Origin of the sequence: Reyranella humidisoli, from assembly GCF_019039055.1 — a bacterium.
GTDB classification, from domain to species: Bacteria; Pseudomonadota; Alphaproteobacteria; order Reyranellales; family Reyranellaceae; genus Reyranella; species Reyranella humidisoli.
Map to the genome: position 1 here is coordinate 2,569,771 of NZ_JAHOPB010000001.1, position 14,183 is coordinate 2,583,953.

Annotated in this window: 13 protein-coding genes; 4 read left to right on the top strand and 9 right to left on the bottom strand. The window is 69.1% G+C overall.

Annotated elements, in window-relative coordinates; genetic code table 11:
• Positions 1-80: 80 nt before the first annotated feature.
• Positions 81-3,260: an autotransporter outer membrane beta-barrel domain-containing protein gene (locus KQ910_RS12350; protein ID WP_216960298.1), complete on the bottom strand. Its 3,180-nt coding sequence runs from the start codon at positions 3,258-3,260 to the stop codon at positions 81-83.
• Between the two features lie 188 nt (positions 3,261-3,448).
• Entirely contained in the window at positions 3,449-4,270 is an 822-nt protein-coding gene (locus KQ910_RS12355) for a dienelactone hydrolase family protein (RefSeq protein ID WP_216960302.1), read from the bottom strand.
• A 90-nt stretch (positions 4,271-4,360) separates the two neighbouring features.
• On the opposite strand from KQ910_RS12355, the gene KQ910_RS12360 reads away from it, so the two are divergent.
• Entirely contained in the window at positions 4,361-5,287 is a 927-nt protein-coding gene (locus KQ910_RS12360) for a GlxA family transcriptional regulator (protein ID WP_216960305.1), read from the top strand.
• On the opposite strand, the gene KQ910_RS12365 is transcribed toward KQ910_RS12360, so the two are convergent.
• Positions 5,284-5,883: a pyridoxamine 5'-phosphate oxidase family protein gene (locus KQ910_RS12365; protein WP_216960308.1), complete on the bottom strand. Its 600-nt coding sequence runs from the start codon at positions 5,881-5,883 to the stop codon at positions 5,284-5,286. The two genes, KQ910_RS12360 and KQ910_RS12365, sit on opposite strands and share 4 nt — an antisense overlap.
• Positions 5,884-6,034: 151 nt before the next feature.
• Between KQ910_RS12365 and gcvA the strand changes: the two genes are divergently transcribed.
• Positions 6,035-6,973 (top strand): transcriptional regulator GcvA, encoded by a 939-nt coding sequence (gcvA, locus tag KQ910_RS12370; RefSeq protein WP_216960310.1) that lies wholly within the window; start codon positions 6,035-6,037, stop codon positions 6,971-6,973.
• A 338-nt stretch (positions 6,974-7,311) separates the two neighbouring features.
• Positions 7,312-7,965, top strand: coding sequence for an HAD family hydrolase (locus KQ910_RS12375; protein WP_216960312.1), 654 nt, complete (start codon positions 7,312-7,314; stop codon positions 7,963-7,965).
• A 20-nt stretch (positions 7,966-7,985) separates the two neighbouring features.
• Here KQ910_RS12375 and KQ910_RS12380 read toward each other — a convergent pair whose 3' ends face one another.
• From KQ910_RS12380 to KQ910_RS12400, 5 genes are all read right to left on the bottom strand, one after another.
• Positions 7,986-8,339 (bottom strand): bleomycin resistance protein, encoded by a 354-nt coding sequence (locus KQ910_RS12380; RefSeq protein WP_216960314.1) that lies wholly within the window; start codon positions 8,337-8,339, stop codon positions 7,986-7,988.
• Positions 8,340-8,354: 15 nt separating this feature from the next.
• The gene (locus KQ910_RS12385; protein WP_216960315.1) at positions 8,355-8,585 is read right to left on the bottom strand and encodes a hypothetical protein; all 231 of its coding nucleotides are present in this window, start codon (positions 8,583-8,585) and stop codon (positions 8,355-8,357) included.
• Positions 8,586-8,879: 294 nt separating this feature from the next.
• Positions 8,880-9,248, bottom strand: a complete 369-nt coding sequence (locus KQ910_RS12390) for a hypothetical protein (RefSeq protein WP_216960317.1) — start codon at positions 9,246-9,248, stop codon at positions 8,880-8,882.
• Between the two features lie 67 nt (positions 9,249-9,315).
• Positions 9,316-10,131, bottom strand: a complete 816-nt coding sequence (locus KQ910_RS12395; protein ID WP_216960318.1) for a glycoside hydrolase family 25 protein — start codon at positions 10,129-10,131, stop codon at positions 9,316-9,318.
• Positions 10,132-10,172: 41 nt separating this feature from the next.
• Positions 10,173-11,456, bottom strand: coding sequence for an MFS transporter (locus KQ910_RS12400; protein ID WP_216960320.1), 1,284 nt, complete (start codon positions 11,454-11,456; stop codon positions 10,173-10,175).
• Between the two features lie 333 nt (positions 11,457-11,789).
• On the opposite strand from KQ910_RS12400, the gene KQ910_RS12405 reads away from it, so the two are divergent.
• Complete coding sequence (locus KQ910_RS12405; protein ID WP_216960323.1) at positions 11,790-13,223, top strand: MFS transporter; 1,434 nt, start codon at positions 11,790-11,792, stop codon at positions 13,221-13,223.
• Here the strand turns inward: KQ910_RS12405 and KQ910_RS12410 are convergent.
• Positions 13,220-14,098, bottom strand: coding sequence for a hypothetical protein (locus tag KQ910_RS12410; protein ID WP_216960326.1), 879 nt, complete (start codon positions 14,096-14,098; stop codon positions 13,220-13,222). The two genes, KQ910_RS12405 and KQ910_RS12410, sit on opposite strands and share 4 nt — an antisense overlap.
• Between the last annotated feature and the right edge of the window lie 85 nt (positions 14,099-14,183).

Consider the following 14,183-nt stretch of genomic DNA (forward strand, 5'->3'; position numbering starts at 1 on the left):
CGATGGGATCGGCAATTGACCGTGCGCAGTCAATTCGGTGCGGTGACCGCGCGTTTTCCGGCAGCGGTCGACCGGCCCGGTCAGAACGACACCGAGAGATGAATTCTTCCCTCGACCACATCGAGGCCCCCTTGGCCGAAGCTGAGATAGCCGGCGCTTGCTTCGAGGAGCACGGACTCCGACAGCAGCACGCGGGCACCCGTGCGAACGGTGAAACTCCACGGCGAGGGCGTGACGAGCTGCAGGGTACTGGACAGGATCTGTCCGCCGTTGGGACGCGCGTATTCGTAGACGGCGCCAAACTCCGCGTACGGCATGATGCGCGTGCCGTTGGCCGTGACGAACATCCGGTTGATCTCGGCGGCCGCTTCGATGGCGCCATAGTCGTAGGTGGCGCTGGGAAAGGTGACACCGATCTGCTGGCCGAAGACGGTCGCATTGAGGTCGTAGCCGTCGCTGAACGTGCGGGCATATCCTGCGGAAAGCCTCGGGCGCACGGTGACGCCTTCGACGTCGTATTGTCCGTGCAGGTTGACCGCGGCCGACAGGCGTTGCGACTGGAAGGTGCCCCCGAGCACGGACAGGCCCATGTCGTTGCTGCTTCGATTGTAGCCCAGCGCCGCGTCGATCGCCCAGTTGGGCGACAGGACGAAGGCGGCGTAGGGACCGACGGTCACGCCGCGCGAGGAGCCCTGGAAGAAGCCGCCATATCCCGTGCTGCGGCTGTCCTCCCAGGTGGCCGTCAGGCCAACGACGATACGATCGTTGACCTTGCGATCGAGACCGACGGTCGCCGTGCGGGCCGAACCGGCGACGTCTAGCCCGTAGCGTCCGTCGTTGGAGCTGAGCACGCGAATATCGGTCCACAGATTCCAGTCGGCCTCCGTGCCGACTCCGAGGTCGCGGCCGGGCGTGACCGGCACCCCGAAGTCCGTCGCCTGGCACTGGTTGGGGAGACAGAGCGGCGCGGCCGGTTCGCAATCGGGCCGTCCCTCCGTATCGCCGGGCCGGCGATTGCGAGGATCGGGACAGTCGAGCGGACGGTCGTCACGTGGCAGCATCTCTCCCTGGGCGGGCGCTGCGCTGGCTGGCGCCGGCACGAAGCCGGACGGTGGCGTTACCGTACCCGGAGGGCCCGGCACGACCACCACGCTCCCACCGCCACCCGGCGGCAGTGTCCCAATCGGCGGCGTCACGCCACCGGGCATGCCGGGTGTCACGCCGGTGACGGGTGGCAGCGTGCCGATGGGGGGAGTCACGCCACCGGGCATACCGGGCGTCACGCCGGTGACGGGCGGCAACGTGCCGATGGGCGGCGTTACGCCACCCGGCATGCCGGGCGTCACGCCGGTGACGGGCGGCAGCGTACCAATGGGAGGCGTCACGCCACCGGGCATTCCAGGTGTCACACCGGTCACGGGTGGCAGCGTACCGATGGGGGGAGTCACGCCACCGGGCATGCCGGGTGTCACGCCGGTGACGGGTGGAAGCGTGCCGATGGGCGGCGTTACGCCACCCGGCATGCCGGGCGTCACGCCTGTGACGGGCGGCAACGTACCGATGGGGGGCGTCACGCCACCGGGCATGCCGGGCGTCACACCGGTCACGGGCGGCAGCGTGCCGATGGGAGGCGTCACGCCACCGGGCATTCCAGGTGTCACACCGGTGACGGGTGGCAGCGTACCGATGGGGGGCGTCACGCCACCGGGCATGCCGGGCGTCACGCCGGTGACGGGCGGCAGTGTGCCGATGGGCGGCGTCACGCCACCGGGCATGCCGGGTGTCACACCGGTCACCGGGGGCAACGTACCGATGGGAGGCGTCACGCCACCGGGCATTCCAGGTGTCACACCGGTGACGGGTGGCAGCGTGCCGATGGGAGGCGTCACGCCACCGGGCATGCCGGGTGTCACGCCGGTTACGGGTGGCAGTGTGCCGATGGGGGGAGTCACGCCACCGGGCATGCCGGGTGTCACGCCGGTGACGGGTGGTAGCGTTCCGATGGGAGGCGTCACGCCACCCGGCATGCCGGGCGTCACGCCGGTGACGGGCGGCAGCGTGCCGATGGGAGGCGTTACGCCACCGGGCATGCCGGGCGTCACACCGGTGACGGGTGGCAGCGTACCGATGGGGGGAGTCACGCCACCGGGCATGCCGGGTGTCACGCCGGTCACGGGGGGCAACGTGCCGATGGGGGGAGTCACGCCACCCGGCATGCCGGGTGTCACGCCGGTGACGGGCGGCAGCGTGCCAATGGGAGGCGTCACGCCACCGGGCATGCCGGGCGTTATGCCGGTGACGGGTGGAAGCGTTCCGATGGGAGGCGTCACGCCACCGGGCATACCGGGCGTTATGCCGGTGACGGGTGGCAGCGTGCCGATGGGAGGTGTTACGCCACCGGGCATGCCGGGCGTTATGCCGGTGACGGGTGGAAGCGTTCCGATGGGAGGCGTCACGCCACCGGGCATACCGGGCGTTATGCCGGTGACGGGTGGCAGCGTGCCGATGGGAGGTGTTACGCCACCGGGCATGCCGGGCGTTATGCCGGTCACGGGTGGCAGCGTGCCAATGGGAGGCGTCACGCCACCGGGCATGCCGGGTGTTATGCCGGTCACTGGCGGCAATGTTCCAATGGGCGGCGTCACGGCGCCGGGCAGGGTTGGCGTGATGCCCGTAACGGGCGGCAGGATACCGATCGGTGGCGTGACGGCGCCGGGGAATGTGGGAACGACAGGCCGCGTGGGCGTGATCGGGACGGTTCCGGTGCCTGGTGGCAGCGTGCCGATCGGGGGCTTCACGCCGCCCGGCAGCATGGGCGTCAGCGGGGAGAAACCGGGAAACAGCTTGCCGATCGGCGGGACCACGAGGCCGGGCGGCCTGATGTTGGGAAAGGAGATGTGCGGCGGCAGCGTGAGGCCGGCTTTCTGGTTCTGGGTGTCGAGCAGGCAGTCCTTGTTGCCGGTCGTGTCGTAGAGCTTGTGCGTTCCGCCACTGCCGTTGGAGACGAAGGGCGAAAGCGTGACGTTCAGTCCGCGCCTGTCCTTGGACCATTGGTCGACCGTCGTATTGCCTTGCGCCGCAGTGAGCCGAAAGGAGCCTGCACTTGTCGCCGACAGCCAGACAGACTTCGCCGCATTGTTGGTGTTGCCGAGATAGAACAGACCGCCGCTCGCATTGCAGTTGCCGGCAAGAGCCGACAGAGGCGTGCTTGCGAGGAGCATGGCCGCCAGCGGCGCCAGGGGATTGCGGGCGATGCGCATGAACAACATCCCATCATCGAACGCGAGGCACGGTGAGACGATGACCGCCGCCAGTCAGTAGACACGCCGGCTTTGCTTAGCTGAGGCGCCGCGTTCGAATTGCCCGTACACGGTCATTCCGGGATCGGCCCGCGCTCCAGAGCGGATTCGTGTCCCGGGGATCGGACGTTGCTTTTTTCCTCCCTCTGCTAAGGGCGCAGGCGTTCGGCGAAGAAGGCGAGGATCTCGTCGCGGGCGGTGACGGTCGGTTGGCCGGCTTCGTCGATCAGATGGACCGTGACGACGCTGTGCGGCGTGGGCACGAAGCTGTCGAAGAACGGCGGCAGGTCCTGCTTGTTGGCCGCGGCATCGGGCAGGACGCGCGAGATGAAGCGGTCGCCCAGCGCTTCCGAGAAGGCGGCGAACCGTTCGGCGCGGCAGAACTGGTCGCCGGCAAAACGATAACCGCGCACGGTGAGATCGTCGCGCTCCAGCCGCTCGCGGATCGCGGCCAGTTCGCTCGCGGCAAGCCCGGTGCCGGCGGGATCGTCGAGCGGCAGCGACGGTTGCGCCAGGACCGGTGCGCGCACCGACGGTTCGAGCATCATCGACAGGGCGAAGTTGCCGGTGAAGCACATGCCGATGGCGCCGACGCCGGGGCCGCCGCACTCGACATGGGCGACGCGCGCCAGCGCCCGTAGCCACTGCACGGCGGGTGAGGGGCCGCCGTTGGCCAGCGCGCGGAACTCCGCGCTGATGCAGGCGCGTCGGAAGACCGTGGCGCCTTCCTCGGCGGAGGCGACGGCGCCATCGCGGCCGAACAGCGAGGGCATGTAGACGGCAAAGCCCGCATCGCGCACCCATCGGGCGAAGCGCGCGACGTGGGGGCTGATGCCCGGCATCTCGGTCATCACGATCACGGCGGGTCCTCTGCCCGCGACATAGACTGTCTTCGTCGCGCCGTGCAGCGTGAACTCGCGGCGTTCGAAATCGTCGAGCGGATCGTCCTGAGTGAGCGTGCGCGCCGGCATGCCTTGTCCTCCGTTGGGTGCCGCCATCGTTGCCGCGGCGCGGCGTTTCCGATAGGTGTCCAAATCGACATCGAACGAGCATTTTATGCCATGACGCGAATCACCGTCCTCGAACTGCCCGGCCGCATGGCGTCGAGCGCCGCCATCACCCACGACGTGCTGGCGACCGCCAATCGCGTAAGCCTTGCGGCGGGCCGACCGGCGCCCTTCGAGGTGCGCACGCTCCTCTGCGCCGACGCAAAGGCGCGCGCGCCGGCGGCGGGGACCGATCTCGTCGTCGTGCCGGGCCTCGGCGTCGACACCGAGGAAGCACTCCTCGCCCGGATCGCGGCGCCCGATTGCCGCCGTGCGATGCGCCTCCTGGCGAATGCCGCGCGGGCGGGAAGCGCCATCGCCGCCTCCTGCGCCAGCACTTTCCTGCTGGCCGAGGCGGGCCTGCTCGATGGCCGTCGCGCGACGACCACCTGGTGGTTCGCGCCGTTGTTCAGCCGTCGCTATCGCGACGTCGTGCTGCTGACCGACCAGATCGTGGTGGCGGACTGGCCGATCGCCACGGGAGGCGCCGCGATGGCGCAGATGGACCTGATGCTGGCCGTCGTCGCGCGCTTCGCGGGGGCGGGGCTGGCGAAGGCCTGCGCCGGCTACCTGCTGCTGGACGGTCGCACGTCGCAGGCGCCCTACATGGCGATCACCTACCTCGCGGGACAGGATCCGGCGATCGCGAAGGCGGAGAGCTGGGTCCGCCGCAACGTGGCGCGCGACTTCGCCATCGAGGATCTGGCGAAGGCGATGGCGATGACGCCGCGCACTTTCGCCCGCCGCGTGGCGGCGACCTGCGGCCTCTCGCCGATCCGCTTCGTGCGCCGCATCCGCATCGAGACGGCCCGCTTCCTGCTCGAGACCACGAAGCGGCCGGTCGAGGAGATCGCGCGCTGCGTGGGCTATGCCGACGCCTCGACGTTGCGCCGCCTGATGCGCAGCGACACGCAACGCACGCCGGCGGATTTCCGCCGCTAGGCCTTTTCGGGCGAGCCAGAAGCGCTCTGGCTTCGGGTCGGCGAGGGCGCCACCGCATCCGGTGTCTTCGTGCCGTCGCGCGCCGGCCACTGGTCGGCGACGGCGGGCAGCTTCGTTTCCTTGCCGGTGATGCGCGCGGGGGCGACGGCATAGACGGTGATGTGGTCGAGGCGAGGGTAGAAGCCCTTGGGGCGCCCCACGTCGCGGCAGTGATACTTGGCCATCAGCGCGTCGCAGAATTTCTGCTTCAGGGCACGGTCGTCGACGATGCGGATGATTCCATGCACCACGACGCTGGCATGGGCGATCGAGACGTCGCATTCGAAGCGGCCATAGTCGAAGACCTCGCCCGGCTCGTCGACCACCAGGCAGACGCGCGTTGCGGCATCGACGTTGGCACGGAAGTGGCCCGGCGCGGCGCTGTTGTGCATCAGGATCTCTCCGTCCATCCAGACATAGAGCAGCGGCGTCACATAGGGCGCGCCGTCAGCGCCGACGGTCGCCACACGGGCACAGTGGCCGCGCGCGAGCAGCCGGTGCGCGTCCTCCTCGGACATCAGCTTGTCGGTGCGTCTGACCGGCGGTGCACTGCTCATGGTTCGTCCCCCGTGGGTGAGCGACGCTAGCGGACCGTGCGTCCCGACACACACGAAGGCTGCTCACGTCGGTTCGATATTATTCTCGGCCTCGTCGCCAAATTTTCTCGCCTCCGGCCCGGCGGATTTCACCCTATGGTCGGCGCGCCCCATGGTTTACCGACTGCCCCCACTCAGCTCGATGCGCCTCTTCGAGGCCGCGGGCCGTCATCTCAGCTTCAAGGCCGCCGCCGAGGACCTGAACATCACGCCGAGCGCGATCAGCCACGGCGTGCAGACGCTCGAAGACTGGCTGGGCGTCGAGCTCTTCGTGCGCGGCAACCGCTCGCTCGCGCTCACCGAAGCCGGCGCCGTCTATCTGCCCCAGGTCCAGGCGGCGCTCGAACTGCTCGCACGCGCGACAGAGACGGTGCCGGGCCGCAAGCCGACCGGGCGGCTGGCGGTGAGCGTGCCGCCGACCTTCGGCATGCGTTGGCTGCTGCCGCGGCTGCGGCGCTTCAACGAGCGCCATCCCCGAATCGAAGTGACCGTCGATACGTCGCAGCGCCGGGTCGAGTTCTCGCGCGACGGGATCGACGTCGCCATCCGTATGGGCCGCGGCGACTGGACGGGACTGCACGCGACCTGCCTGGTGCGCGAGAGGCTGGTGCCGGTCTGTGCACCCGCGCTCGCGGCGTCGATCCGCTCCGCCGACGATCTGCGGCGCGAGACCCTCCTGCACGTCACCCGAGCGGGCGAGGACTGGGCCGCCTGGGGCGGGCTGGCCGGCATCGACCTGTCCGCGACCACGGGCGGCGTGCGCTTCGACACGATCCAGATGGCGCTCGAAGCCGCGGTGGCCGGCATCGGTGTGGCGCTCGGCCGCCTGCCGCTGGTCGAGCCGGATTTCGCGGCCAACCGGCTGATGCCCGTGCTGGGCCCGCCGCTCGTCTGCGCCACCGGCTACTGGCTGGTGATGCAGCGCGAGACAGTGATGCGTCCCGAGGTGAGTGCGTTCCGCCGATGGATCGACAGCGAACTCAAGGCAGCCGACGAAGGGGGTCGGGCAGAAACGGCACCGGCCCGGCCGCGCGCCGCGGGCGCCAGGTAGGGCTATCGCATATGAAGCAAGGGTCCCTCACTGCGTTCTCAGGGCGGAGATTACTCCGCCCTGAGAACGCAGTGAGGGATCTTCCTCTTTCTTCTAGAACGCCGACAGTTCCGACGTTTCAGGTCATATGCGATAGCCCTGGAACTCCAGGGAGGTTCGGCTGACTTCTCGTCGCGCGCGTTGAAGGGATCGCGGTTGCGGCCATCGCGGCCCGTCCGTCAGGCTCGCGCGCATGAAGAACACCCGACACGCGGGCGGCATCGGCTGGCCGCCGACCGTCGACCCCGATCGCCTGCTCTGAGCCGTTCCATGCCGTCGCGTTTCGACAGGAGCGGACCATGAGCCGTGTGCGCCGCTCGCGGCCGGTCCTCGCCCTCGATGCGATGGGTGTGCTGTACGAGACCGGCGACGATGTGGGCGGGCTACTCGTTCCCTTCGCGCAGGGCCGGGGCTCGCCGGCCACCGTCGCCGAGATCGAAAGGGCGTATCTCGCGGCGAGCTACGGCCAGATCGATGCGGCCTCCTTCTGGGAGCGGCTCGGCCTCGATCCCGCCGTGGAGGACGAATACCTCTCCGGCCACCGCCTCTCGGCTGGCGTGCATGCGCTGCTGGACGGTGTGGGCGGCCTGTTCGACTCGGTCTGTTGCCTGTCCAACGACGTTGCCGCTTGGTCGGTCAAGTTGCGACGGGCCCACGCGCTCGAGCCCGCGATCCCGCTCTGGTTCGTCAGCGGCGAGATCGGACTGCGCAAGCCCGATCCCGGCATCTACCGCCACATGCGCGTGCATCTCGGCGGGCCCGCGACCGGCATCCTCTTCGTCGACGACCGGGTGCCCAATCTCGATGTCGCGCGCAAGCTCGGCCTGCACACGCTCCTGTTCGATCCGGCCGGAAAGACGGAGCCGGGCGCGCATCCGCGGATCGCGCGGCTGGAGGAACTGCTCGATCCGAAGATCGTCGCGCGCGCCACCGGCCGGAGACCTCGCCGCTGAGCGGCCTCGCTATTCGCCACTCACCACTCGCCGCAGCCGAACTTCAGCAGGTTGCCGTGCGGATCGTGGACGTAGAACTCCTTCATGTTCCACGGCCGCACCTCGAAGGGCGAGAGCCTCTCCACGCCTCGCTTCTCGAACTCGGCATGCAGCGCCGCCACCTGGCCGCCGCGGATGTAGCAGCTTGTGTTCTCGGGAAAGCGGCGATCGTCGGTCTTCCAGAAATGGATCTCCATCTCGTCGCGCCTGACGATCAGGTAGCCCGCATCCTGGTAGCCGACCGTGAAGCCGAGCTGGTCGGCATAGAAGGCGGCACTCTCGGCGATGTCGAGGGAAGCGAGGATCGGGATGGTGCGGGCGGGATCGTGGGTCATTGAACCCGCCTCATATCAGGGAGCGCCGTGGCCCAACATCACGCTGTGCGAGGGACGGCCGCCGATGGCCAGCCAGCCCTTGGCCGCGGCGAAAGCCACGGCCGCGTCGACCGCCGAGGGACGCTCGCCGCTCATCTCGCGATGGACCAGTTCCAGCCCGATCCAGGTCTGGCGATCGCCCCGGACGCCCCTGACGGCGCGGCAGACGCGGACGGCCAGATCGTAAATCGCCTGCTTCCGTTCCATCTCCTGACCTCCAGAAAGGTTTTTGTGGGGCGTTTCGCCCTCCTTAACTGACGAGCCCGCCGACGGTTCCCCGGCCATCCTGTGTAGATAAGACATGACTCCGCTCCCGCCGGTCCAAGCGTGCGAGTTTCAACTATGGGAGAGTGGCTTCAGCAGAAGCGTCGACAGCAGGCCGCGCGGAGGGGGAAAGCGGGAACCGGGCTCATGGGCCGAGAGATGCGCCCTATCCCGGCGTACAACAATGGATTGGTTTGCCGAATTTCGGCCAGCGCGCAGCCAGTCTGTTCTCTCGGCCTATTCGACCGTGCGGGGCTTGCCGCGCGGCGGAAGCTTGCGCGCCGTCTCCAACTCATGCGCCAGTTCCGCGAGGCTCAGCATGCCGGGCCGCAGCGGAAGGCGCGCGACGCCGGAATTGCGCCGGTTCTCCTCGGGCCAGAGCGCCCGCCGCGCGAAGGACCGCGCCTCGTCGAACTTGCTCGACCTGATCGCGATGATCGCGGCACCCAGGCAGCGCTGCTCCCATTCGCCGAACGGAGCCACGCCGCGGCCCAGCGCGTCGAGGATCTTCGTGATCGCCTCGACGGCCATCTTCTTCTTGTCCTCGGAGGCGAGCTCTTCGGAGGACACGGACAGCGATTTGCGCAGGGCTTCGATATCGGACATGGCGGCAGTCTAGCCGCTCAAGGCCGATCCCGCCGCCTCTTTTCACGCTTCCTGCACAGCGCGGGAATCAGGCCTGGCCGGCGCCCCAGAAGCGCCGCAACCCCGCGGCGTCGCCGTTGAACAGGTTGCGGTCGCAGTGGCTGACGCCCTTCACGATGTTGGTCTGGCCGTAGGCGGGCTTCCCGTCGCTTTCGTCGCCGGCATACTGCCAGAGTCGCCAGCCGGTGGTTTCCCAGGCCAAAGGGATCTCCGGCGAATCGTGATAGTCGGCGACCCACAGGCCGCAGCGCGCCAGGATCGAATCGGGCGTGATGCGCGCGCCGAGGCTCAGGTTGGAGTTGGGCAGCGGCTCGCCGTTGGCCCAGGTCGGGTGGACGTAGACCACGGGCAGCCGGCCGGTCGCCGAGGCCACGGCCTGCACGAACTCCTCGGCCTGGTCGACCCGCATCGAGTTGCGCGGGTTGTTCTCGTTGGCCTCAAGGTCGAGCGCCAGCAGGGTGCGCGGGCCGGGGCGGGCCACGGAGAGGAAATAGGCCGCCTGTCGCGCGCCTGGCGTCTGGCCCGTGCCGAAATGATAGGCGCCCCAGAGGAGACCGGCTGCCTCGGCCTGCGGCCGCCTTCCGGCATAGGCCGTGTCGAGATAGTCGCCGCCCTCGGTCGCCTTGTGGATGACGCCCAGCATGCCGCTCTGCCGCACGGCGCGGAAGTCGGAGACGGCCACGCTGCGGCTGAGGTCGATGACGGCATCGAGTCCCAGCGTCGCCCGGTCCGGCGGCGGCGGTGCGATCGGGTAGGGCCTGGCGGTCGAGACGGGCTGGCCGGGGGTGCACCCGGCGGCCGTCGTCGCGGCGAGACCGGAGAGCAGAGTCCTGCGGGAGATCATGCCGCGAGAGTAGGGCGTCCGGCGCACCGGGCAAGCCCGTGTCAGGTCTTGAGTGCCGCCTGCCGCGCGCGCAGTTCGTCGCTGGGCCGGACGTCGCGCGAGCGGCCGTAGATCGTGAGGGCGACCAGCAGCACCGCGACCATGAAGCCGAACAGGGTGCGATAGGCTTCCTCGGAGCGCGCGCCGTCGGGCAAGGGCGGGAAGGCGCCGACGATGACGCCGGACAGGCTCTGCATGCAGGCGACGCCCAGCATGACGCTGGTGTTCATGGTGGCGATGCCGCGGCCGATCAGCCGGTCGGGGAAGATGCCGCGCCCGTGCGTCATCACCATGGTGCTCGATGCGCTCAGGAACCCGATGCCGATGATGGCGGCCATGGCGACCCACAGCGGCGCATTGGCCCACAGCGCCAGCGTGGCGAGGATGGCGGCGATCAGGAGGGTCCCGGTGATGGCGATGCGCTTGCGCGTGTCGAACACGCGGTCGAGCGGGCTGATGGTCAGCATGCCGATCTGGTAGGCGATCACCGCGACCAGCAGCACGTTACCCGACTCGACGCGGGTGAGCCCATGGACCTCGCGCAGGAACGGGCCGCCCCACAGGCCCTGCACGGTGAAGGTGCAGGCGTAGTTGCAGAAATTGAGCGCGAGGATGAACTTGAGTTGCGGGTTCTTCAGCACCTCGCCCAGCCCGCGCATCATCTCCGCCGCCGTCTCGGTCTTGCGCTCGAGGAAGGGATGCCCCGGCGGCGCGTCGCGCACGACGGTCCAGACGGCGATCGCCGTCAGCGCGGTGAAGACGACCATCAGGCCGAACACGCCGCGCCAGCCGATCTCGCCGGTGCCCCAGGCGAGCGGCGTGGTGGCGAGCAGGTTGCCCAGCAGCCCGACCGACAGCACGATGCCCGCCAGCGTGGCGAAGCGATCGGGCGGGAACCAGCGCGAGATCACCACCATGCTGCCGATCAGCATGACGCCGAAGCCCGCGCCCATCAGCGCGCGCCCGGCGAGCAGTTGCGGCCAGGCCGGCGCCAGGGTGAACAGCGTCGCGCCGATCACCGCGACGACCAGCATGCCGGTGACGGTGCGGCGTGGCCCATAGCGGTCGAACAGGAAGCCACAGGGGATCTGCATTGCCGAGAAGCCGAAGAAGAACGCACCGGTCAGAGCGCCCAGCGCCTCCGGCCCGATGCCGAGGTCGCGCATCAGGTCGAGCCCGATCGTGACGTTGGCCGCGCGGAAGAAGTGGCTCGCGACATAGGCTGTCGCCAGCGTCGCCACGATGATGATCGCCTGTCGCCGGATGCCGGGATCCATGCCCGCCATCAGGCCGCGTTTCCTCTGTTTCCCATTTCCGCTTTCTCGACCGGTGGAGCCGTCGGCGCGTTGGTGTTGGGATCAGTGCTATCGGGCGGGGGATGTCATCGCAATGCGGACGAACGAAATCGTTCCGCTCGCCGGGACAACCCGTCGTCTATGGCTGACTGTTGAAGCAGGAAAGGTCCTTCGCTGCGCTCAGGATGACAATTCTGTGGAAATTGGCGCAGTGCGCTGATCACCTGACCCGGTGTCATCCTGAGCGCAGCGAAGGACCTTTCCTCGGATGCGGCCATCGGCTTCTTCGCGGCGCAGTGCCTGGGCGGTACACACGCACCTGCCATGAAGTCCCTCGAACCGGCCCCTCTGCGCGTCCTCGAACGATTGTCGATCCATCCCTGGCTGGTGGTCGGCGTCACCTGTGCCGGCGCGTTCATCGGGCAGCTCGATGCCAGCATCGTGCAGCTCGCGCTGCCGGCGCTGGCGCAGGGCTTCGACGTGCGGGTCGATTCCGTGCGCTGGGTCGCCATCGCCTATCTGCTGGCCTTTGCCTGCAGCCTCGCCGTGTCGGGACGCGTCTCGGAGATGATGGGACGCAAGCTGCCCTACCTGCTGGGCTTCGCGCTGTTCACGCTGGCCTCGCTGCTGTGCGGTCAGGCCGAGACGCTGGAGCAGCTCGTGGCGCTGCGGGCGCTGCAGGGCGTGGGCGGCGGGCTTCTAGGCGCCAACAGCATGACCATCCTGGTGAGCTCGGTGCCCGCGGACAAGCGGCCGCATGCGATTGGCTGGTTCACCACGGCGCAAGCGGTGGGCGTCAGTCTGGGGCCGATCGCCGGCGGCCTGCTGCTCGACGGGCTGGGCTGGCGCTGGATCTTCTGGGCGGCGGTGCCGTTCGGCCTGCTCGCCTTCGCGATGGGCTGGCTGGTCCTGCCGCGCTCGCCCGAGGGTTCGCGCAAGAGCGACGAGACCTTCGACGTTGCGGGCGCGGTGCTGCTGGTGCCGGCACTCGGGCTGGGCCTGCTGGCGCTGACGCAGGTGTCGGTCTGGCCGGTCGCGTCGCCCGCGATGCTGGCCTCGGCCGGCGCGTCGATCCTGTTCCTGGTCCTGTTCCTGTGGCGCGAGCAGCGGGCACGCTGGCCGGTGGTCGACGTCGCGCTGTTCCGTGCGCGCGACTTCACGATGGGCTTCATAGGCGTGGTGATGGGCTATGCGCTGCTCTACGGCATGTTGTTCCTGATGTCCTTCGCCTTCGTGAAGGGGCTCGACAACTCCGCGCGCGTGGCCGGGCTGAAGCTCGCGACCATCCCGGTCCTGTTGGGCCTGCTGGCGCCGCTGGGCGCCCGGCTGGGCGCGCGCATCACGGCACGTCGCACCGGGGCTGCGGGCATGGCGCTCTGCCTCGCGGCCATCCTCGGACTGGTGGCGATCTCCTTCGGGCCGGACCGCCTCGTCGTGCGCCTCGTGGCGCTGGCGATGTTCGGCGCGGGCCTCGGCCTGTTCCTGGCACCCAACAGCCACGCCACCATCGCCGCCGCGCCCGCAGGCCACGCCGCCTCGGCGGGCGGGCTGGTCAATCTCGGCCGCGTGCTGGGAAGCTGCCTCGGCGTCTCGGCCGCCTCGTCCATGCTGTCGTGGCGTCTCGGTCTTTCGGGTGCGGCCGACACGATGGGCCCGGCCTTCATCGAGGCGGTGGAAGGCAGCCTGCTGGTGCTTGCCGCCTTTGCCGTGGTGGCCGGCGCCGCGTCGCTGGCGGTGCGTCCCGGCAGCCAACCCTAGAAGAGACTCGCGGTTGCCACGGCAACGGTTTCGTCGCGGCCGTTGACGATCCGCAGGTCGAGGACGTCGCCGCGGCGGTGACCACCGACCTCCAGCACGTCGTCGCGCTGGAGCATGCGCGTGAAGGTGGCGTCGAGTCGTCCCCGCGAGATCCAGGTGTCTTCACCGAACAGGTCCTGCGCGAATCGCGAGAGATAGGCGAACGACATGGTGGCCGCCGGGATCGCGACCCGTGCACCCAGGGCCTGCGCCAGTCGGTCGTCGGTATGATGGTTCTCGCCCGGCAGGCTGAACAGGCGCGACTTCTCCATCGTCATTCGGATGCGGCGCGATGGCAGGGCGAGGGAGGGCGCCAGTGCGACGCGCGCTGCCAGCGGTCGAGGCGGAGCGACGGACGGCACGCCGTCGCTGCGGACGGCGCAGGTATGCTCGAAGACCGCGAGCGCGTTGCCGTCGGCGTCGAAGAACGAGCCGCGCATCACGATGAAGTCGCGGCCGCGCTTTCGGTCCTTCGCGACCAGTTCCACGTCGGCGCGTACGGGCCGTCCCAGGGCAAACGGACGGCAGAAGCGCGCCGAACTCTTGGCATGCAGGAACGGCACATCGACCAGATGAGGATATCGCCGGCGGAACAGCTCGAAATGCCCGGCCTCTCCCGGCGCACGCTCGAGGAAGCCCGACGGGAACCAGACATAGGTGGCAAGGAAAAGCGGATGGACGAGGCCCTCCGACGGATCGCCTACCCGCCAGCCTCTTGCGTCCTCGACCGCATCGGCGAACTTTCGCACCTGCTGGATCGTGGGCTGGAAGACGGTGCTTCCCAGCGTCTGCGGCACGGGCAGTTCGTCGAAGCTCGGGGTCGCGTTCGCCGTCATCCTTGGTCTCCGGGGGCGTCTGGCTTGATCTCGATCATGGCGAGGGGATATTGAAACAGTCATGCGGAATGTCCGCCCGGGTCAC